The organism is Bacteroides sp. MSSM.1001136sp1_RTP21357st2_D2_RTP21359_211015 (genome assembly GCF_040913205.1).
In the GTDB taxonomy this organism is placed as follows: domain Bacteria; phylum Bacteroidota; class Bacteroidia; order Bacteroidales; family Bacteroidaceae; genus Bacteroides; species Bacteroides ovatus.
This window is the reverse complement of the sequence record NZ_JBDFVF010000028.1, coordinates 1-22,434: the sequence shown is the minus strand read 5'-3', so window position 1 is coordinate 22,434 and position 22,434 is coordinate 1. Positions and strand designations below refer to the sequence as shown.

Here is a 22,434-nt window from a genome sequence, read left to right as displayed (position 1 = left end):
GTTAGGTATCATATTTTCCACCAACAATTAACCAACAGCTATCAACTACAAGAGGTAAATATGCCATTTTAAACCCAGTTCTACAAGGTATAACAAAGAAGAAATCCCTCAATAATCAGCTGATTATCAAGGGATTTTTCTGTGACCCCGGTGCGATTCAAACGCACGACCTTCAGAACCGGAATCTGACGCTCTATTCACTAAGCTACGGGGCCATTCTTTCTAAATGCGAGGACAAAAGTATAAAAAATCTTCTCATCTTCCTAATGATTCTCCTTTTTTTATAGTTCTTAAGGTACTTCCCTATATTAGAAGACTGTTATTTTGAAATGCTTTAGAGCATTTACTTTATCAAATTGACAATCTTTTAGAGAATATCCATTACATATATCAATTTTATTCCTATCTTTGCCGACAATTAACATTTAACAAACCTATGAGTTACTTGATAAAACCTAAGAACTATAAGCCGCTACTCGACCTCAAACAGACCGAGCTGGGAATCAAGCAAATAAAAGAGTTCTTCCAATTAAACTTGTCATCCGAACTACGCCTTAGACGTGTGACTGCCCCTCTTTTCGTATTGAAAGGAATGGGTATCAATGATGATTTGAATGGAATAGAACGACCTGTTTCTTTCCCAATCAAAGATCTGGGCGATGCGCAAGCCGAAGTGGTTCATTCATTGGCTAAATGGAAAAGGTTGACCTTAGCTGACTATCACATCGAACCGGGATATGGTATTTATACGGATATGAATGCTATTCGGTCAGACGAAGAACTGGGCAACCTGCATTCTCTCTACGTAGACCAGTGGGACTGGGAACGTGTCATCACCAATGAAGACCGGACTGTGAACTTCCTAAAGGAAATCGTCAACCGTATTTATGCGGCTATGATCCGTACAGAATATATGGTATATGAAATGTATCCGCAAATCAAACCTTGCCTGCCACAAAAGCTACATTTCATTCATTCAGAGGAATTGCGCCAGCTTTATCCAAACCTGGAACCTAAATGTCGCGAACATGCCATCTGTCAGAAATATGGAGCTGTGTTTATCATAGGAATAGGCTGTCAACTTGGTGATGGCAAGAAGCACGACGGACGCGCACCGGACTATGACGACTACACTACCAAAGGACTGAACGACCTGCCAGGACTAAACGGTGACCTCCTATTGTGGGACAATGTACTGCAACGCTCCATCGAATTATCATCGATGGGAATCCGTGTAGACAAAGAAGCCTTGCAACGTCAGTTAAAAGAAGAAAAAGAAGAAAAAAGACTGGAACTTTATTTCCACAAGCGATTGATGAATGACACCCTTCCCCTGTCTATCGGAGGAGGTATCGGACAATCCCGCTTGTGTATGTTCTACCTTCGCAAAGCTCACATCGGAGAAATACAAGCCAGCATCTGGCCCGAAGATATGCGCAAGGAATGTGAAGAACTTGAAATACACCTTATATAACAGACTATGAATGTACAAATTGAAGAAAGCTGGAAAGCACATTTAGAACCCGAATTCGAAAAAGACTACTTTCGCACACTGACCGATTTCGTCAAAAGCGAATATAGCCAGTATCAGATCTTCCCTCCGGGAAAACTGATCTTCAATGCTTTCAACCTTTGTCCTTTCGACAAAGTGAAAGTTGTAATTATAGGACAAGATCCTTACCATGGACCGGGACAAGCGCATGGTCTCTGTTTCTCTGTAAACGACGGAGTGCCTTTTCCCCCTTCATTAGTGAATATATTCAAAGAAATCAAAGCCGACATCGGCACAGATGCCCCTGCTACGGGAAATCTGACTCGCTGGGCAGAACAGGGAGTATTGTTGCTCAATGCTACGCTGACCGTACGTGCTCACCAAGCTGGTTCACATCAGAACCGTGGCTGGGAAACATTTACTGATGCTGCAATCCGTGCCCTGGCAGAAGAAAAAGAAAACCTGATATTTATCCTGTGGGGATCATACGCTCAAAAGAAAGGAGCGTTTATCGACCGCAACAAACACCTGGTACTCACTTCCGCCCATCCCTCTCCTCTTTCTGCTTACAACGGCTTCTTCGGAAACAAACATTTCAGCCGTACAAACGATTATCTAAAAGCACATGGAGAAACAGAAATCGCATGGTAGATAGATAACAGTGAAAGAAAAACAATGAGCGGTGAACAACTAATGCAATATAAATGCATATCTTGTTCACCGCTCATTGTTTTTCTTTTATGCTCTATCGCTTACTCTTTACGTTATCGCTAAACATTCATTATCGTTTCCCCTTTAATACCACTGAATGTTACTTTGCGTCTGACTTCTCTGCTCATACTTCAAGTCTTGCAGAATACTTGCATTCGCACGGATTGTAACATTGTAATACTTCCAACGTCCGAAAGGAGAAAGACTGGCGGACAAGTTGAAACAGTGCAAGTCACGGGATATTGTACAAGAAGTCTGGGTAATCTCTTTTGCTTGAAAATCATAACCCGAGTTGAATGAGAGCGACCAGTTATTAGAAATCTTTATATTTCCGTTTGCATTGATATTATGCGTATAAGTATAAGGATATCGCATGGAATAACGGTTGATAGGCTTCGTTCTATCTTCACGGATATTAAACGAATAGCTAAGACTCAATGACCAAGGCATCTTAAATACCTGATAACCATCCGGGTCAGCCTGTGCTTTCTCTACTTTCTTAGGCGTAGTACCGTCTCCTTCCGTTCCATCGGACTCCTCATCGTCGCTATCCTCCGACTTATTCTTATCTTTCCCTTTTTCATCCTCCTCTTTCGGACCGAACCATTTCTTCCATGTGTCATTATTAAAGGTATAGTTGAAAGAAGAACCATATCCCTGGAAACGTCCAAAACGACCATACGACCATTCTGTACGGTTACTAGTTACTACATTACCACTTTTATCGAATGTATAAGCATACGTAGCGAACGATGCGTTCATGTTGAACGTATAATTCTTAGCCAGTTTCAAACGTAGGTTCATGCTTAAATCACTCCAAGGCCTCTCTTTAGCAGCCATATTATAAGACATACTTGCTCCCAATTCATCAATCAGACTAACCTTTTTAAGCGTATCTTTCTTTGCATCGTAATATTTCATCTCTAAGTTATTAGAAATAGAGAAGCTGACCGTTCCCGATCCTTCCCGCGAAGGTACGCCATAAGGTTGACCGGTGAAAGGAGAATAATATTGCGTATTGCCATTATAATCGGTATATTCTTCCCAATACTTGCTGAATCCCGGAGCACCGCTAAGACTTACCTGCGGTGTGAATACGTGACGAATCTGTATCTCTTTCTTTTTAGCAAAAAGAGGTTTGTACATACCATACAATTTCGTACTCAAGCTCAAACTTGCCGAATAATTGGATACCCGGTAAAAACCGTTTAACGTATCACCCGGCAATGCCTCCAACTTATGATCGACCTCATTATATTGCTGATTGATCTTACGAGTATACCAACGTTCCGTATAATTGACCGAAGGAGAAACCTGCAAATATTTGAATAACGTAAAAGTAGCACTGATGGGAATGTTATGATTCATCGCATTTTCCCATTCGCTTAGTCCGGCTTTAAACAGACGGTCGTCTTTTGTACGGATACTGTTTGTCAAACGTCCCGTATAGCTAATGGAAATCTTTTCGTACCAGCGTTCAGCTCCCGCCGCCTTCTTACGTTTGAACGGGAACAGACGGCTTAATGTGATATTCAAGTCAGGCAAAGTGACCGCAATAGAAGAGTCACGCATCGTCTGTGCGATATTGGTGGTTCCGGATAAAGTCAGACCGATATCAGGGAAACTACGAGAATAACTGATACTTGATGTTTTGGTATTTTGAGTCAACAACTGCGAATTATAAAGGTTGTTGATATTGGAACGTTCATAACTACTGGTTGAGAAGTTTACACTAGCGGAGAATGTACTGTTCGGACTGGCTTTAGCATCCTGGCGATGGTTCCATACTACCTTAAAGTCCTTAGCAACTGTATAGTCCGGCATACCTTTATCTCCCGTTTTGGTAACCTGATAGTCCGCTTGCAGCGTACCGGAATATTTATAGCGTTTATTATAGTTTGTCAATCCGGATAATCTCCATGACCCTTTCGTGAAGATATCACCCGTCATCTTCAAGTCCATAATATCACTGATGGCAAAGTAATATCCTCCTTCTGCCAGACCGAAACCACGACTGGAGTCATCCATATAAGTCGGCATAATGAAACCGGAAGAATAACTGCTGGAGAACGGGAAGAAAAAGAACGGTACGGCCAACGGCAAAGGCACATCTTCCACAACCAGATAGGCAGGTCCTGTCACCACATTCTTTTTAGGACGCACTTTAGCTCTCGTCAGCTGCATATAGAAGTGAGGATGGTCATGATGATCGCAGGTTGTATAACGCCCATGCTCCATGAAAATTTCATCATTAGCTCCTTTCTTCGCCTTGCTTCCAGTCACATATCCTTCTCCCTGCTGGGTGACGATATCGGTAATTCCCGCTTTTTTGGTTTTGAAATTATATCGGATGGTTTCCGTATCATAAGAGGTATCTCCTTCTTTAAATACCGGTTTACCTTTTTCCACTCCGGTAGTATCCTTGATACCGTAAGCATGCACAGTACTACTATCCAGATTCATCGAAATAACTTCCGCAGCGAGTTCGATGTTCTGATAATTAACTTTTCCGCTACCATAAAGTGTAGCAGCTCCTCCCAAAGTAAAGACAGTGGAGTCGTTGGATTCATAAACAACCGGTGCATCGAGTGGTTGTTTCTTCTTTACCGGTGCGATGGAATCAATGCGTACCGTTACCGTATCTGCTTTCAACGAATCATTTCCCTGAAGGGAATCCGTTTGTGCGGTATTGGAGGCAATCATTCCTCTTCTTCGACGCTGAGACGTAGCCTCATCGGGAAGCATCAGTAAGACAATCAGCAGTATGAATGATATAAGTATTTTTGCTTTCAATGGCGCCATTAACTAATAGTTTAGCTTGAAGTGGCAAAAGTACACAATCTTCACCAAATATGAGTTAGAATCTTCGTTATTTAATTATTTTTTAGTGCTATAAAAAGAGAGAACACCATCTATCAAAGCGGCTTAGGCCTTCTTCACCATATTTTGCAATACTTTGCCGCGCTTTTTCCACAGTTTTCTCTTCATCCAGATGGGTTTTAGAAAAGAATTTATCCGCAAAGCAAATCAATTGCTCTTCCAGGGTAATGGGCAGCATCTCACGATGAGGAACGGGGAGCTGCTGGGCAATGATATCTTCCAACGAGAGTCCGGCTCCCGTATGGCGTTCGCACACCAATGCGTGTTGGGGGAAACCTTCCGCCCGCAAGATTTCAGCTCCCAAATATCCGTGGGCGATATAAGGATGAGTGCCAAAGCACTGAATGGTGGGAGCATCGGTCTGAAAAATACCAATATCATGCAACAGAGCAGCTTCTTTCACAAAACTCCGGTTTAAACGCAATTCGGGATGAGCATCCAGCATTTTCATTGCTTTTCCGGACACCGCCAGACTATGAATTACTAAAATTTGTCTCTGCTGCGTATTTTCCGGATAATATTTATCAATGATTTCGTATGGATTCATGTGCTTTATTTTTTGCTCTCTTGATGAGAAATTAATATTTTTGTGCAATATTACAAAAAAAATTACCGATATGCAAACTCGAGCTTCCTTCATTCTTATATTTCTGTTCATTATGTTGTCACCAATGCGTGTAAGCAGTCAAATTGTCACGGGAGCAGAACAAATGGATCAATATATGCCGTTGCTGAAAGGAAAACGCATCGGAATGGTAGTCAACCACACTTCTGTCGTGGGAGCAAAGCGGGTTCATCTTCTCGATACCTTATTAAGGAGAGACGTCCGGGTAGTCAAAGCATTTGCCCCCGAACATGGTTTCCGCGGTAACGCGGATGCAGGTGAAACGGTGAAAGACGGAAAAGATTCCCGCACCGGTATTCCTATCGTATCGCTTTATGGTGATAACAAAAAGCCGTCTGCCACCCAACTAAAAGATGTTGACGTGATCTTATTCGACATTCAGGATGTAGGGGCACGCTTTTATACCTATATAAGCACGATGTATTATGTGATGGATGCTTGTGCAGAGAACAAGAAAGAAATGATTGTACTGGATCGCCCCAATCCGTGCGACTATGTGGATGGTCCGATACTCAAACCTGCTTACCGGAGCTTTGTCGGCATGCTTCCCATTCCTGTACTTCACGGATGTACTATCGGTGAACTGGCACAGATGATAAACGGGGAAGGATGGATTGCCAACAAGAAAAATCCTTGTTCATTAAAGGTAATTCCAATGACCGGGTGGAAACATGGAGAGCCTTATTCACTCCCCATCAAACCGTCGCCCAACCTCCCGAACGATCAGTCTATCCGATTGTATGCTTCACTCTGTCCTTTTGAAGCTACCCGCGTCAGCGTGGGACGGGGAACAACTTTTCCTTTCCAAGTATTAGGCGCACCTAATAAGAAATACGGAAGTTTCACTTTTACTCCCCGCTCCTTACCCGGTTTTGACAAAAACCCGATGCACAAAGGTATCACCTGCTATGGGGAAGACCTCCGGAATGTAACCGATGTGAACGGATTTACACTCCGCTACTTCTTGAACTTTTATCGCTTATCCGGTGAAAGCGCAGCCTTCTTCTCCCGTGCCCGATGGTTTGATTTGCTGATGGGAACTGACAGCGTACGCAAGGCTATCCTCAAAGGAGAATCGGAAGAGGCTATCCGGAATAGTTGGCAAAAGGAGTTACAGGATTACAAAGAGATTAGAAAAAAACATCTTCTCTATGAGTAAAAAACTAGTATCATACTCTCATTCATTTTTATAAACCACTTATAATTAAAAGAATAAGTATGATAGATACCCATATTTCATGAAGAAAGTATGATAGATACAAAATTTCAGAAACATCTATCATTCTTATTCATCAGATAATAACTATATTAGCAAAAAGAATGAGAGTTATGATAGTTATTTTCTACTCTAAGAACAATCAGTTAATAACACAATAATGAAAGATAAAACACAAAAAAGTTTCAGGGGAATAGTCCGGATATTACTTCTTGTTTTCTGTTATACCTTTGGTAGTCATGCTTTTGCATTGGCTTTAGAGCACGAACAAACAGTAGATATTTATAAAGTAACAGATGTCCCCAATCCGCGTAATGAAAGCTCTTCCAATTGGGTCAGCAATCCGAATCAGATATTGGATGAAAGTTATGTGTGGGGAATAAATAATATGTTGTCACAGTTAGAAGATTCATTGAGTATTGAAGTGACAGTTGTTGCACTCCCTTCTATCGGTGAAGATATTCCGGCAGAGTTTGCCCACAAGCTTTTTGAACACTGGGGCATCGGAAAGAAAGCGGACGACAACGGATTACTGATTCTTTTAGTACTCGATCAACGTAAAGTCACTTTCGCAACCGGATACGGTTTGGAAGGAGTACTTCCCGACGCTTTATGCTTTCGCATTCAACAGAATGAAATGGTTCCGTGGTTTAGAAAAAACGACTTTGACAGAGGAATAACAGAGGGAGTCCGGGCTGTAACATTGGTGCTTTATGGAAGCGACTATGAGCCCGTTTCTCAAGGCACTTCTGATAATTACTGGAAAAGTGCCAGCAATACGTTGTGGAATTTTCTGGCAAATCAGCCGCCTATGCTTTGGGTATTCTTGATACTGGTAAATGTTATCACTTACCTCATGAAGGTAAATAAAGCTCGCCCCAAAGACAGTTCAGCATTAGCAGCAATCAAAGTCCTGACACTTTACAACCCACTTGGATGTCTTGTATTGTTTTTTCTAGTCTGGCCTGCACTTATTGCGGCATCCTTATGGTACAAGTTCTACCAAAAACAACGTGTTATTTTGCAGAGTAAAACCTGCGATTCTTGCAAAGCTGTGGCTTTACAACTTTTACCCAATGAGCTTGCAACCCCTTTATTATCTGCTTCCGAACAAATGGAACACAAACTAGGTTCTGCTATCCACCGTATTTATCAATGTACTTCCTGCGGCTGGCTTTTACGGTATAAATCTATCACCATAAGCGAATATAGGATGTGTAATCAATGCCATACCATTGCTTCCAAGCGTATCAGCCCGTGGAAAACAATTAAAGAGCCCACATATTCCGATGCCGGATTGGAGGTTGCCGACTATCTTTGCCTGATGTGCGGAGATAAAAAGCAGACAACACAGAAGATCCCCCGCAAGACACCCCCCAATAGTGACAGTTCTAGTAATAGTCACAGTAGTAGTGGCAGAAGCAGTAGTAGAAGTAGTAGCGGCAGTTTTGGTGGTGGACATAGCGGTGGCGGTGGAGCGTCAAGTAGTTTTTAAGATCAACTATCCATCCGAAGAAGTCGACTAACCAAATAAAGGACATGAAAACACATCTCACCTGAATATTTTCATAGAAAGATGGTTGTCCACTCCCTTATTCTAACTATTTTTGCATAGATAACCGAACATAAAAAAGTGAAATGAATATAGAAGAATTTAGAGAATATTGTCTGTCTTTTAAAGGAGTTCACGAGAAGATGCCTTTTCCCAATGTACCCGACCAATATAGCCGTGACGTTCTATGCTTTTATGTTGCGGACAAATGGTTTTGTTTCGTTAACATTGAGATTTTCGATTTTTGTTGCATCAAATGTAACCCTGACGAATCTGGAGAACTGCAAACTGAATATGCCGGTATAAAACCAGGCTGGCACATGAATAAGAAATATTGGATCAGCGTTTATTTCAATCAAGACGTATCTGATGATAAGATCAAAGAACTCGTAAGCAAATCCTATGATATTGTAGTCAAAAGTCTGACAAAGAAAGAACGGGTTTCTGTTTGAGATTGCAAAAAGTCTTCCAGTGCTTTCAGGTCTTTTATTTCAAATATTCTTTCCATCGTTTTCATTTTCAGCTCCGATGTCTTGTGTTGGGGAATGTTTTACATTTTTCACAGCGTGCACTATTCAATTGCGCTCCCAGACAAGTTTTTTTTGCCGTGTATAGGTAGGACACCCACCACAAAACACGCCACATGCCGGGACACGACCATTATAAATTTTCATCATACAAGGCTTTTGGCCATCCAATAGTTAGTAAGAGACAGCTGATTAGCCCTGCGTTTTTGCTCTACTTCTACTATATACCCTCGCTTTTCAAAAAATGGACGGGCTGTTATACTCACTTCAGAGGTAATCCGCGTAATCCCGGCTGCGACGGCATAACGTTCTATCTCATTCAACAATAGTGTAGCAACACCTTTGCCCTGAAAATCCTTATGAATAAACATTGAATGCAAATAGCCCTGAGGTGTAATGGATGAAAAACCGACGATTTCAGATTGCCGATTAACAGCAACAATAAAATAGTGAGTTTTTATCATACCCTCTATTTTAGAAGGATCATCTCCGCACGATGCCCAATCTTCAACCTCGGCCTGTGAATAGTCACGCCTGTTTATCACTAACACTGTGTTTCGATATAGAGACTGAATTTCCTCTATATCCGTATTTAAAGCTATCCTTATAGTAATCATATAATCCCTAATTATTCACAATTTTATCTCTTTCTCTTTTTCCACAACTGCCACGAATTGATTATATTCTGCCACAACACATACGAACCGGGAGCCACAGAAGACAATGGATTCAAATAGGTATGCGCCATCCAAATAGCCAGAATTGTATTCTTTTGTCCAAGTGCTTGCCCACCACTGATACGGTCATTATAAATCGAGCCGATTGTCTTCCCCAAAAAGAACTGCAAACAACAGGCAATCAGTGCTCCGACAGCAATCATGATTTCCGTAAAACCATCCGCCGGGTCATTGAGCAAAGAATACAATGTTTGCGCAGTTACGATAGCTAAAGATACAGCCCACAAATAAAAAGCAAGTTCATGATAACCCAATAACTTCTGATGTACTTTCGGCAAACACTTGCTCAACAACCAGGCAACCAAAAAAGGACAAATTAACAACGGAAATACCTTACCCAAAATAACAAGAAACGCCTCCCAAAAAGTGACATCAGGATGGACCTCCACCAAAGGAAAAAGAATGGGCACAGCAATAGCCGCTCCAATATTTGCTATCAATGTATAAGTAGTCAGACTGGCCGCACTCCCTCCCAACTTGGAAGTAATCACCGCAGCAGCCGTAGCCGTTGGACAAATAATGCAAACCATCACTCCTTCTGCTACAATTTTATCAAAGCGATAAAGCAACAGATAAGCAGCCAACGCTCCACCAATCTGAATCAATAACAACCACAAATGGAGAGGTTTTGGCTTCAAATCACGAGGAGATACCTTACAGAAGGTCAATAGCAACATCGTAAAAATAAGATAAGGAGTCAGGAAAGAAAGGCTGATAAACAGCGGATAACCTATAGCACCTACCAGCATAGCAATAGGTAACGTCCAATTCTTCAAAAACTTAAGCATCGTCGTACATTTTAACTTCGAAGCACAAAGTAACGGAGATTTCAGGAAAAAAGCTATCATTAAACCGAAAAAAACACAAAACTTAATGGCAAATAATGAGTTTTCTACAAATTTCTACTACATTTGCACCGTATTATAGATATGAAACTGAATAGACCGTACATATTATACATATTCATTTGCCTCTGGCTGCTTTTTCTACCCTCATGTACTAACCACTTATGGGGGAAGGATTTTGTAGTAGTTATCGACGCAGGACATGGCGGACATGATCCGGGCGCCATCGGCAAAATCTCGAAAGAGAAAAATATCAATCTGAACGTTGCCCTGAAAGTGGGAAATCTGATTAAAAGGAATTGCGACGACGTCAAAGTGATTTACACTCGTAGCAAAGATGTATTCATCCCTTTGGACCGACGCGCAGAAATTGCCAACAACGCGAAGGCTGACCTCTTTATTTCCATTCACACCAATGCATTGGCTAACAACCGTACCGCAAAAGGTGCTTCAACCTGGACACTGGGTTTAGCCAAATCAGACGCTAATCTGGAAGTTGCCAAGCGAGAGAACTCCGTAATCCTCTACGAAAGTGACTACAAAACAAGATATGCCGGTTTCAACCCGAACTCTGCCGAGTCATATATTATATTTGAATTCATGCAAGATAAATACATGGAGCAGAGTGTACACCTAGCTTCACTGATGCAGAAACAATTTCGCCAAACTTGTAGAAGGGCAGACCGTGGAGTGCATCAAGCCGGATTCCTTGTCTTAAAAGCGAGTGCCATGCCGAGCATTCTGATAGAACTAGGATTTATCTCTACGCCCGAAGAGGAGCGCTATCTGAATTCCGAAGAAGGGGCCGGCACCATGGCAAAAGGCATCTACCGTGCTTTCTTAAATTATAAGAGAGAACATGAACTGCGCCTAACGGGAGTCAGCAAAACGATCGTCCCAACCGAACAGGAAGAAGACAATACCCCGGCAACTGCCCAAAAGGATACCGAAAGCGTGAACACAGCTCCCCAACAGGAAAAGCTATTGGCCGAAGCAAAAACAAAACCTGCCGCAACAGCAAAAACAGCACCGAAACGCCCAATTGTAGTAGAGAGTGCAACCAATGACAGTGAAATTACGTTTAAGATACAGATACTTACTTCTTCCAAACCTCTCGCCAAAAACGACAAACGGCTGAAAGGACTGAAAGAGGTAGATTATTATAAGGAAGGGGGAATATACAAATATACGTATGGAGCCTCCGCCGATTATAATAAGGTGTTGCGTACGAAGCGCACCATTACGGCACAATTCAAAGACGCCTTTATCATCGCTTTCCGGAACGGCGAGAAAATGAACGTCAATGAAGCGATTGCCGAATTCAAGAAAAGAAGAAATAAATAAAAAGATAAAATGAAGTACATTACAAAAGAAGTCAGAATAGGTATTGCAGGTATCGTTGCACTATGTGTGCTTATATACGGAATTAACTGGCTGAAAGGTATACACATGTTTCAACCTTCCAGCTATTTCTATGCCAAATTTGAAAACGTAAACGGACTCACCAAATCAAGCCCGGTATTTGCCGACGGTGTTCGTGTAGGTATCGTACGTGACATCTATTATGATTATGCCAAACCCGGAAATGTAATTGTCGAAGTGGAACTGGACACGGAACTGCGGATTCCCAAAGGAAGTAGTGCCGAGCTTGTATCCGAACTTATGGGAGGCGTACGCATGAATATTCTTCTGGCAAACAACCCGCGCGAAAAATATGCCGTAGGAGATACGATCCCCGGCACACTGAACAACGGAATGATGGAAAGCGCGGCGAAACTGATCCCAAAGGTAGAAGAAATGCTTCCGAAACTGGATTCTATCCTCATCTCTCTGAACAATATATTAGGAGACAAGAGCATCCCTGCCACCCTGCACTCGATAGAGAAGACAACCGCCAACCTGGCAGTAGTCAGTTCGCAGGTAAAAGGGCTGATGAGTAATGATATTCCTCAACTCACCAGCAAGCTGAACACCATCGGAGACAACTTTGTTGTCATCAGCGGAAATTTGAAAGAAGTAGACTATGCAGCCACTTTCAAAAAAATAGACGAAACGCTGGCTAACGTAAAAATACTTACAGAAAAATTAAACAGCAAAGATAACACTATCGGACTGCTCTTCAACGACCCGACTTTATACAATAATCTAAATGCAACAACTGAAAATGCAGCCAGCTTATTAGAAGACCTGAAAGAGCATCCGAAACGGTACGTTCACTTCTCATTATTCGGCAAGAAAGACAAGTAGCAAATTATCGTTATATAGATTTTATCTAAATAACGAAGGGCTTTCAAAAGAAAGTAGATTGCTCTTCAAATGTCTATCTACAAACCGAAATAATATTCCCGTACAAACGTACAAAAGTGAGAAAAAAGGCTAAAATTATATATATAAGACATTAACATACAGATACTTATAAAACTGCAAGAGAGGGTAAACAGAGTGTGTCCGACAACAAACGCATAAGTCATTGAAAGTAAACACATTATTGTTAGCATGAAAAAAACAAGAAAAAATAGATTTGTTTTTTCCGAATAAGATTCCCAATTTTGCAAACGTAGAAGTTTTGCTTAATTAATAAATGTATTAAAAGTTACTATGATTGAATCAAATCATGTCGTACTTTGGAACCGCTGTCTCGACGTTATTAAAGACAATGTTCCCGAGACGACATATAATACTTGGTTTGCCCCTATTGTTCCGTTGAAATATGAGGACAAAACGTTGATCTTACAGATCCCGAGCCAGTTTTTCTATGAAATACTGGAAGAGAGATTCGTAGATCTTATACGTAAGACATTATATAAGGTCATTGGCGAAGGAACCAAGTTGATGTACAATGTCATGGTGGACAAGACTTCGATTCCTAATCAAACCGTGAATCTCGAAGCAAGCAATCGTTCTACGGCTGTTACTCCCAAAAGCATAATCGGAGGAAACAAAGCTCCCAGCTTCCTACAGGCCCCTGCCGTTCAGGATTTGGATCCGCATTTGAATCCTAATTATAATTTTGAGAACTTCATTGAAGGATACAGCAATAAACTTTCAAGAAGTGTGGCGGAAGCCGTAGCGCAAAAACCGGGAGGGACTGCTTTCAACCCGTTATTCCTTTATGGAGCATCCGGAGTAGGAAAGACGCACCTGGCAAACGCAATAGGCACGAAAATCAAAGAGATTTATCCAGAGAAAAGAGTATTGTACGTTTCGGCACATTTGTTCCAGGTACAATATACGGATTCTGTACGCAATAACACGACCAACGACTTTATTAACTTTTACCAGACGATCGATGTATTAATCATTGATGATATTCAGGAGTTTGCCGGAGTCACCAAGACTCAAAACAACTTCTTCCATATCTTCAATCATTTACACCAGAACGGCAAACAGCTTATATTAACTTCAGACCGTGCTCCTGTATTGTTGCAAGGTATTGAAGAACGCCTCCTGACCCGTTTCAAATGGGGTATGGTAGCCGAGCTTGAAAAGCCGACGGTAGAACTTCGCAAAAACATTCTACGCAACAAGATCCACCGCGACGGATTACAATTCCCGCCGGAAGTGATCGATTATATTGCCGAAAATGTGAATGAAAGTGTACGCGATCTGGAAGGTATCGTCATTGCTATCATGGCTCGTTCCACTATTTTCAACAAAGAAATAGATTTGGATTTGGCACAACACATTGTACATGGCGTGGTTCATAACGAAACAAAAGCGGTTACCATCGATGATATCCTCAAAGTGGTATGCAAACATTTTGATCTGGAACCGTCTGCCATACATACAAAATCCAGAAAAAGGGAAGTCGTTCAAGCACGACAGATTGCCATGTATCTAGCTAAAAACCACACAGACTTTTCAACTTCTAAGATAGGTAAGTTTATCGGTAACAAAGACCATGCAACGGTACTTCACGCCTGCAAAACCGTAAAAGGACAATTGGAGGTGGACAAAAGCTTTAGTGCAGAAGTACAGGAAATAGAATCGTTACTGAAAAAGAGAAACTGAAATCAAGTATTAAGTATAAAGTATTAAGTATTACCCTGGTGCGAAACCGTATAATAAAGCCTGTCCGCATGGATAATACTTTATACTTAATACTTGAAAAATACTTAATACTTATTTCAAGAATCCTTGCTGGCGAAGTACTTTCAATAGATTTTCGGACATAAATTCGTTATCTTTCTTTGTGTAACGCACGTCCGTAAAGACTTGAGCCAATGTTTCTTTTTTATTTTCTTCGATAAACTGCTTGTTTTCCGGCAATGATTCTTTGTAGGCATAGAGTTTATCTATTTCTTCCGGTGTATAGTCGTGATATTTTTCATCGTGCACGGCAGCTTCCAAAGGCAAACGATCTACTTGTGCGGGAATACCATCCGGATAGCCTACCGTTATTGTGGTGAGAGGGAATACCAGTTCGGGGAGTTGGAGGGTATCAATAATCATTTGAGGATTATAAGTGGTAGTTCCCAAATAACAAATGCCGAGTCCTGCTTCTTCCGCCAGCGTACAAAAAGTCTGCGCAACAAGCAAAGTATCCATAGACGCATTCATAAAAGACATTAAATTATCGTAGCCCGGCACTGCTTTCCGCTGTTCACACCATTTGCTGAAACGACGGAAATCAGCACAAAAAGTCAGTACGACCGGAGCATTTTTTACCATCGGCTGATTGAAATGAGCAGGCGAAAGTTTCTCCTTCATTTCCGCATCGCGAGTCACAATCACACTATAAAGTTGCATCCCACCCATCGTAGAAGCACGGAAAGAGGTTTCAAGCAAATCATTTAACAAACTCGGATTTATATCTTTAGGCAGATATTTCCGGATAGTTCTTCTGTTTTTTACGGTTTCAAACATATCTTTTTTTTGCAAAGATATAAAAAGAAAAAAATATTCCACCACACTAGCAGAATAGAATAGTTTTCTTTTTGGAGAACTTTAACCTTTGAACAAATTTCAATTTTATCTGTTTATCAAATACTTAGCATAAACAAATGGAAAACTTGCAACCTGTTAATAAATTAATTCATTTTTATTTTGATAGATGAAAAAACATTCTTAGCTTTGCGCCTACATTTGTTAACGATAAGTAAACTTCTACATATTACTTATTAAAAACGAGATTTAACACAAATTGAATCGTGGAAAAACAGATTTATTCTTACGACGAAGCCTATGAAGAATCTTTACGATATTTTCAAGGCGACGAGCTTGCTGCAAGGGTTTGGGTAAACAAATACGCAGTAAAGGATTCTTTCGGTAATATCTATGAAAAATCCCCGGAAGACATGCATTGGAGAATTGCAAATGAAGTGGCACGCGTAGAATCGAAGTATCCGAATGCGTTGACAGCAAAAGAACTGTATGATTTACTGGATCACTTCAAGTACATCGTCCCCCAAGGTAGCCCGATGACAGGAATCGGTAACGACTACCAGGTTGCTTCACTATCCAACTGCTTCGTTATCGGAGTGGACGGTGCAGCCGACTCTTATGGCGCTATCATCAAAATCGACGAAGAACAGGTACAACTAATGAAAAGACGCGGTGGTGTAGGTCATGACTTATCACACATCCGTCCGAAAGGTTCTCCCGTTAAAAACTCGGCGTTGACTTCTACCGGTCTTGTTCCGTTCATGGAACGATATTCGAATTCCACTCGTGAAGTAGCTCAAGACGGACGTCGCGGTGCATTGATGTTGAGCGTGTCTATCAAGCATCCGGATTCGGAAGCATTCATTGATGCCAAGATGACCGAAGGTAAAGTGACCGGAGCAAACGTTTCTGTCAAGTTGGACGACGCTTTCATGCAGGCTGCCGTAGACGAAAAGCCGTATGTACAGCAATATCCTATCGACTCTGCCCAACCTACATTCACCAAGGAAATCGACGCTTCTACCTTGTGGAAGAAAATCGTTCACAATGCATGGAAATCGGCAGAACCGGGCGTTTTGTTCTGGGATACGATTATCCGTGAATCTGTGCCTGATTGTTATGCAGACCTGGGTTACAGAACGGTATCTACCAACCCATGCGGAGAAATCCCTCTATGTCCTTACGATTCTTGCCGCTTACTGGCTATCAATCTATATTCTTATGTGGTAAATCCGTTCAAACCGGATGCTTATTTTGATTTCGACCTGTTCCAAAAACACGTGGCTCTCGCTCAACGGATCATGGACGATATTATCGATCTCGAACTAGAGAAGATCGAACGTATCATGACCAAGATTGACGAAGATCCGGAAAACGAAGAAGTAAAACATGCGGAACGTGCACTTTGGGAGAAAATCTACAAGAAGAGCGGACAAGGTCGTCGTACCGGCGTAGGTATCACTGCAGAAGGTGATATGCTTGCTGCATTAGGATTGCGTTACGGAACGGAAGAAGCAACGGAATTCTCTGAAAAAGTACACAAGACAGTAGCTCTCGGTGCCTATCGTTCTTCAGTGGAAATGGCCAAAGAACGCGGTACCTTCGAAATATACAATAGCGAACGTGAACAGAACAATCCGTTCATCCAACGCCTGGCAGCAGCTGATCCGAAACTATATGAGGACATGAAGAAATATGGTCGCCGTAACATTGCCTGCCTGACGATTGCTCCAACCGGAACGACCAGTTTGATGACGCAGACCACTTCGGGTATCGAGCCTGTATTCCTGCCTGTTTACAAACGTAGAAGAAAGGTGAACCCGAACGATACGAATGTGCATGTAGACTTTGTAGACGAAACAGGGGACGCATTCGAAGAATACATCGTATTCCATCATAAATTTGTTACCTGGATGGAAGCTAACGGATACGATCCGGCCAGACGTTACACCCAGGAAGAGATTGACGAACTGGTTGCCAAATCTCCTTATTACAAAGCGACTTCTAACGATGTCGACTGGTTGATGAAGGTGAAGATGCAGGGAAGAATCCAGAAATGGGTAGACCACTCTATCAGCGTAACCATCAATCTGCCGAACGATGTGGACGAGGATTTAGTAAACCGCCTGTATGTAGAGGCATGGAAATCCGGCTGTAAAGGTTGTACCGTATATCGTGACGGTTCACGCTCCGGAGTGCTGATCTCTACGAAATCGGATAAAGACAAGAAAGAAGGACTTCCTCCTTGCAAACCGCCTACGGTTGTAGAGGTACGTCCGAGAATATTGGAAGCAGACGTTGTCCGTTTCCAGAACAACAAGGAAAAATGGGTAGCTTTTGTCGGATTATTGGACGGACACCCCTATGAAATATTCACTGGTTTGCAAGATGACGACGAAGGTATCTTGCTGCCTAAGAGCGTAACTTGCGGACGTATCATCAAAAATGTGGATGAAGACGGTACCAAACGTTACGACTTCCAATTCGAGAACAAACGCGGATATAAGACGACCATTGAAGGATTGTCGGAGAAGTTCAACAAGGAATACTGGAACTATGCAAAATTGATTTCCGGCGTGCTTCGCTACCGGATGCCGATTGAACAGGTCATCAAACTGGTTGGCTCTCTGCAATTGAACAGTGAAAGTATCAACACTTGGAAAAACGGTGTAGAACGTGCATTGAAGAAGTATATTCAGGATGGAACGGAAGCCAAAGGTAAGAAGTGCCCGAACTGTGGCAACGAGACATTGGTTTATCAGGAAGGCTGTCTGATTTGTACTACTTGCGGCGCTTCCAGATGTGGATAATAGTCCTACGTATGTTAATTAATATATAAACAAAAGATTAAAAGGAGTCCGGTGCGGCTCCTTTTATTTTTTATTCAAAAAAATGTCTTATACTTGCAGTGTCTTACATATACAATCAAAATCTAATATATATGATTCTATCATTTAATATTGAATACCGCACCAATTGGGGAGAAGAAGTAAGGATTTCCGGCTTATTTCCGGAATCAATTCCTTTACACACCACCGATGGTATCTATTGGACGGCAGAACTTGAGCTTGAAGTCCCTCAAGAAGGGATGACTATCAATTATAGCTATCAGATAGAGCAAAACGGAATAGTTATCCGCAAGGAATGGGACAGTTTTTCGAGATCTATTTTCTTATCAGGAAGCTCCAGGAAGATATACAGAATCAATGATTGCTGGAAAAATATCCCGGAACAACTGTATCTTTATAGTTCTGCTTTTACAGAAGCCTTACTGGCACATCCTGAAAAAGAGAATATCCCGCAAAGATATAAGAAGGGACTGGTTATCAAGGCCTACGCCCCATGTATCAACAAAGATTATTGCCTGGCAATTTGTGGCAACCAGAAATCATTAGGTCACTGGGACCCGGAGAAAGCGGTATTGATGAGTGACACCAATTTCCCGGAATGGCAGATAGAATTGGACGCCAGCAAACTAAAATATCCGCTGGAATATAAATTCATCCTCTACAACAAACAGGAAAAGAAAGCAGACTGCTGGGAGAAAAACCCTAACCGCTATCTGGCAGACCCGGAACTGAAAACCAACGAAACGCTCGTGATTTCCGACCGATATGTTTATTTCGACATCCCCGCATGGAAAGGGGCAGGAATCGCTATACCCGTATTTTCTTTAAAATCAGAGAAAAGTTTCGGAGTAGGTGATTTCGGCGACTTGAAACGTATGGTCGACTGGGCAGTAAATACTCGTCAGAAAGTTATTCAGATTTTACCGGTCAACGACACCACCATGACTCATGCATGGACGGACTCTTATCCTTATAACAGCATTTCTATTTATGCTTTCCATCCGATGTATGCGGATATCAGGCAAATGGGAACTCTGAAAGATAAAGAAGCGGCATCGAAATTCAGCAAGAAACAAAAGGAACTGAACAGCCTCCCTGCTATTGACTACGAAGCGGTCAACCAAACTAAATGGGAATTTTTCAACTTACTGTTTCGCCAGGAAGGAGAAAAGGTATTGGCTTCCAAAGATTTCAAAGATTTCTTTGAAACGAACAAGGAATGGCTGCAACCTTATGCAGTCTTTAGTTATCTGCGCGATGCCTACAAAACGCCCAATTTCCGCAAATGGCCGCGACACTCTGTTTACCAAGCGGAAGATATAGAAAAAATGTGCCAACCGGGAACAGCAGATTATCCTCACATCTCGTTGTATTATTATATCCAGTATCATTTGCATCTGCAATTGTTGTCTGCAACCGAATATGCCCGCCAACACGGTGTCGTATTAAAGGGGGATATTCCGATTGGTATCAGCCGCAACAGCGTGGAAGCCTGGACAGAACCTCATTACTTCAATCTCAACGGACAAGCGGGTGCTCCGCCCGATGATTTCTCGATCAACGGGCAAAACTGGGGATTCCCCACATACAACTGGGATGTCATGGAAAAAGACGGATACCGCTGGTGGATGAAGCGTTTTCAGAAAATGGCGGAATACTTCGATGCTTACCGGATCGATCATATCCTCGGTTTTTTCCGTATTTGGGAAATACCAATGCACGCTGTACATGGATTGTTAGGCCAGTTTGATCCTTCTTTGCCGATGAGCCGAGAAGAAATCGAAAGTTATGGTCTAACGTTCCGCGATGAATATCTGCTACCATTCATCCATGAATCTTTCCTCGGACAGTTGTTCGGACCGCATACCCATTTAGTCAAACAGGACTTTCTTCAATTGATTGATGACTCCGGACTTTATCGGATGAAACCGGGATTCGAAACACAACGGGAGGTAGAACAATTCTTTGCTGGTAGAAATGATGAAGATAGTATCTGGATTCGGGAAGGGCTTTATTCATTAATCAGTAACGTCTTATTTGTTGCGGATAAGAAAGAGGAAGGTAAATACCACCCGCGTATCGGTGTGCAACGAGATTTCGTATTCCGGTCGCTGAACGAAGAAGAGAAAAATGCGTTTAACAGACTATACGACCAGTATTATTATCATCGGCACAACGAGTTCTGGTATCAACAGGCTATGAAGAAGTTACCTCAACTGACACAATCAACCCGCATGTTGGTTTGTGGAGAAGATTTGGGGATGATTCCTGCTTGTGTGTCGTCGGTGATGAATGAGCTCCGGATTCTTAGTCTGGAAATTCAGCGAATGCCTAAGAATCCGATGCATGAATTCGGGCATTTAAATGAGTATCCGTACCGGTCTGTCTGCACAATCTCCACTCACGATATGTCTACGTTGCGTGGCTGGTGGGAAGAAGATTATCAACAGACCCAACGTTACTATAATGCAACGTTAGGACATTATGGAGTTGCACCGACAACTGCCACCCCGGAGTTGTGCGAGGAAATCGTACGCAACCATCTCAACAGTAATTCCATTCTCTGTATCTTGTCTTTCCAGGATTGGTTATCAATAGACGGGAAATGGAGAAATCCGAATGTGGCGGAAGAGCGAATTAATGTTCCATCCAATCCACGAAACTACTGGAGATACCGGATGCATCTCACTCTGGAACAGTTGATGAAAGCAAAAACACTCAATGATAAGATTAGCGAATTGATTAAATACACAGGAAGAGATCCGAATAAATAGAATAAAAGGTACAAGTAACTTTCAAAAAGGATATTTTCCGGACACTACCGACGCGGATAACACTAGATTAAGAACGCTAAAAATCTATGTGATCCGCGTCATTCGTTTTTCAAGGATATATTGATAACAGAGGTAAAATAAGGAGTTTCAAAACATAGTCAACCGTTTTTTTCGCAATAATATCATTACTATATATCATACTTTTTCGCTTTTCGCATCATTCGTTTATTTTTTCAATGTTCCTCTTTTTATTCCGATTTATAAAGTATCTTTGCGCCGAAAAAGAGAAATTAAAAGAGATAATGGAAGGCAACCAGAGCAGACGTATTGATTTTGTGGACTTAACCAAAGGAGTCTGCATTATCCTTGTGGTAATGGCACACGTTGGAGGGGCCTTCGAACAACTGGATACGAATTCGATGTTATCCTGTTTCCGCATGCCGCTTTACTTCTTTATCTCGGGAGTGTTTTTCAAATCATACGAAGGCCTGTTCGGATTCATCCTGCGAAAAATAAACAAATTGATTATTCCTTTTCTTTTCTTCTATCTAAGTGCATTTCTAATGAAATACATTGTTTGGAAGATTGCTCCGAGGGTATTTCAACTGCCTGTGTCGTGGAATGAACTCTTAGTTGTATTTCATGGACACGACCTTATCAAGTTCAATCCACCGATCTGGTTTCTACTCGCATTATTCAATTGCAACATCCTGTTTTATCTAATTCACTTTCTGCGCGAAAAGCATCTGCCTGTCATGTTCGCTGTGACAATCCTGATTGGTTGCGCAGGATTTTATCTCGGAAAATTACAGATAGAGTTACCCCTGTATATAGATGTTTCCATGACTGCCCTCCCCTTCTATGTGGCCGGTTTCTGGATCCGACGGTATAATTTCTTTCTATATCCCAGCCATCGTTTCGACAAACTGATACCGGTTTTTGTTGTATTGGCACTGGTGGTAATGTACTTTACCGCTACTACATTGGGGATGCGTACCAACAATTATACGGGAAATATTTTTCAAGTATATATCGCTGCGTTTGCAGGAATATTTATGATTATGTTACTTTGCAAAAAAGTGAAGAAGATAAAGGTTGTTTCTTACTTAGGACGATATTCAATCATCACCTTGAGTATTCATGGACCGATACTTCATTTTTTAGGTCCATTAGTCAGCCGTTATATTCACAATAGTTGGGCACAAGCAAGCGCACTTCTGCTTATAACATTAAGCATCTGCCTTCTGCTCACACCCGTCTTTCTTAAAGTGATTCCACAAATGGTTGCACAGAAAGACCTGTTAAAAGTCAAACAAGATCACACTAAAAAGACAGTATATGA

General features: G+C 41.7%; 16 protein-coding genes and 1 tRNA gene. 11 read left to right on the top strand and 6 right to left on the bottom strand.

Annotated elements, in window-relative coordinates; genetic code table 11:
• Window positions 1-142 precede the first annotated feature (142 nt).
• A tRNA-Arg gene (locus AB5217_RS17450) sits at window positions 143-215 on the bottom strand.
• 221 nt (window positions 216-436) lie between these two features.
• On the opposite strand from AB5217_RS17450, the gene asnA reads away from it, so the two are divergent.
• Window positions 437-1,474 carry an aspartate--ammonia ligase gene (gene asnA / locus AB5217_RS17445; RefSeq protein ID WP_004306648.1) on the top strand — a complete coding sequence of 346 codons (1,038 nt, stop codon included), beginning with the start codon at window positions 437-439 and terminating at the stop codon, window positions 1,472-1,474.
• A gap of 6 nt (window positions 1,475-1,480) precedes the next feature.
• The gene (gene ung / locus AB5217_RS17440; protein WP_195647556.1) at window positions 1,481-2,143 is read left to right on the top strand and encodes a uracil-DNA glycosylase; all 663 of its coding nucleotides are present in this window, start codon (window positions 1,481-1,483) and stop codon (window positions 2,141-2,143) included.
• Between the two features lie 144 nt (window positions 2,144-2,287).
• On the opposite strand, the gene AB5217_RS17435 is transcribed toward ung, so the two are convergent.
• Window positions 2,288-5,005 carry a putative LPS assembly protein LptD gene (locus AB5217_RS17435; RefSeq protein ID WP_195647558.1) on the bottom strand — a complete coding sequence of 906 codons (2,718 nt, stop codon included), beginning with the start codon at window positions 5,003-5,005 and terminating at the stop codon, window positions 2,288-2,290.
• 88 nt (window positions 5,006-5,093) lie between these two features.
• The gene (locus AB5217_RS17430) at window positions 5,094-5,630 is read right to left on the bottom strand and encodes an HDIG domain-containing metalloprotein (protein ID WP_004312347.1); all 537 of its coding nucleotides are present in this window, start codon (window positions 5,628-5,630) and stop codon (window positions 5,094-5,096) included.
• A gap of 70 nt (window positions 5,631-5,700) precedes the next feature.
• On the opposite strand from AB5217_RS17430, the gene AB5217_RS17425 reads away from it, so the two are divergent.
• The 3 genes from AB5217_RS17425 to AB5217_RS17415 all read left to right on the top strand — a co-directional run bounded on the left by AB5217_RS17425 (window position 5,701) and on the right by AB5217_RS17415 (window position 8,928).
• Window positions 5,701-6,867, top strand: coding sequence for an exo-beta-N-acetylmuramidase NamZ domain-containing protein (locus tag AB5217_RS17425; RefSeq protein ID WP_149964312.1), 1,167 nt, complete (start codon window positions 5,701-5,703; stop codon window positions 6,865-6,867).
• A 217-nt stretch (window positions 6,868-7,084) separates the two neighbouring features.
• The gene (locus AB5217_RS17420; RefSeq protein ID WP_032844006.1) at window positions 7,085-8,419 is read left to right on the top strand and encodes a TPM domain-containing protein; all 1,335 of its coding nucleotides are present in this window, start codon (window positions 7,085-7,087) and stop codon (window positions 8,417-8,419) included.
• 143 nt (window positions 8,420-8,562) lie between these two features.
• Window positions 8,563-8,928: an MmcQ/YjbR family DNA-binding protein gene (locus tag AB5217_RS17415; protein ID WP_008650146.1), complete on the top strand. Its 366-nt coding sequence runs from the start codon at window positions 8,563-8,565 to the stop codon at window positions 8,926-8,928.
• Between the two features lie 221 nt (window positions 8,929-9,149).
• On the opposite strand, the gene AB5217_RS17410 is transcribed toward AB5217_RS17415, so the two are convergent.
• Window positions 9,150-9,620 carry a GNAT family N-acetyltransferase gene (locus AB5217_RS17410; RefSeq protein ID WP_004312343.1) on the bottom strand — a complete coding sequence of 157 codons (471 nt, stop codon included), beginning with the start codon at window positions 9,618-9,620 and terminating at the stop codon, window positions 9,150-9,152.
• 23 nt (window positions 9,621-9,643) lie between these two features.
• Window positions 9,644-10,588, bottom strand: a complete 945-nt coding sequence (locus AB5217_RS17405; protein WP_032844007.1) for a bile acid:sodium symporter family protein — start codon at window positions 10,586-10,588, stop codon at window positions 9,644-9,646.
• 81 nt (window positions 10,589-10,669) lie between these two features.
• Between AB5217_RS17405 and AB5217_RS17400 the strand changes: the two genes are divergently transcribed.
• The 3 genes from AB5217_RS17400 (at window position 10,670) to dnaA (ending at window position 14,596) form a co-directional block, all read left to right on the top strand.
• Window positions 10,670-11,929 carry an N-acetylmuramoyl-L-alanine amidase gene (locus AB5217_RS17400; RefSeq protein WP_042994454.1) on the top strand — a complete coding sequence of 420 codons (1,260 nt, stop codon included), beginning with the start codon at window positions 10,670-10,672 and terminating at the stop codon, window positions 11,927-11,929.
• Window positions 11,930-11,938: 9 nt separating this feature from the next.
• Window positions 11,939-12,832 carry an MlaD family protein gene (locus tag AB5217_RS17395; RefSeq protein ID WP_004299349.1) on the top strand — a complete coding sequence of 298 codons (894 nt, stop codon included), beginning with the start codon at window positions 11,939-11,941 and terminating at the stop codon, window positions 12,830-12,832.
• A gap of 351 nt (window positions 12,833-13,183) precedes the next feature.
• Window positions 13,184-14,596 (top strand): chromosomal replication initiator protein DnaA, encoded by a 1,413-nt coding sequence (gene dnaA / locus AB5217_RS17390; RefSeq protein WP_004299347.1) that lies wholly within the window; start codon window positions 13,184-13,186, stop codon window positions 14,594-14,596.
• 111 nt (window positions 14,597-14,707) lie between these two features.
• Here the strand turns inward: dnaA and AB5217_RS17385 are convergent, their stop codons facing one another.
• Window positions 14,708-15,451 carry an NADPH-dependent oxidoreductase gene (locus tag AB5217_RS17385; protein ID WP_008024992.1) on the bottom strand — a complete coding sequence of 248 codons (744 nt, stop codon included), beginning with the start codon at window positions 15,449-15,451 and terminating at the stop codon, window positions 14,708-14,710.
• Window positions 15,452-15,735: 284 nt separating this feature from the next.
• On the opposite strand from AB5217_RS17385, the gene AB5217_RS17380 reads away from it, so the two are divergent.
• The 3 genes from AB5217_RS17380 to AB5217_RS17370 form a co-directional block, all read left to right on the top strand.
• On the top strand, window positions 15,736-18,279 hold the full coding sequence (locus AB5217_RS17380; protein ID WP_032844009.1) for an adenosylcobalamin-dependent ribonucleoside-diphosphate reductase: 2,544 nt from the start codon (window positions 15,736-15,738) through the stop codon (window positions 18,277-18,279).
• A 131-nt stretch (window positions 18,280-18,410) separates the two neighbouring features.
• The gene (locus AB5217_RS17375) at window positions 18,411-21,092 is read left to right on the top strand and encodes a 4-alpha-glucanotransferase (protein WP_032844011.1); all 2,682 of its coding nucleotides are present in this window, start codon (window positions 18,411-18,413) and stop codon (window positions 21,090-21,092) included.
• Between the two features lie 302 nt (window positions 21,093-21,394).
• A partial coding sequence (locus AB5217_RS17370; protein WP_368117374.1) for an acyltransferase family protein occupies window positions 21,395-22,434 on the top strand: 1,040 nt, incomplete at its 3' end.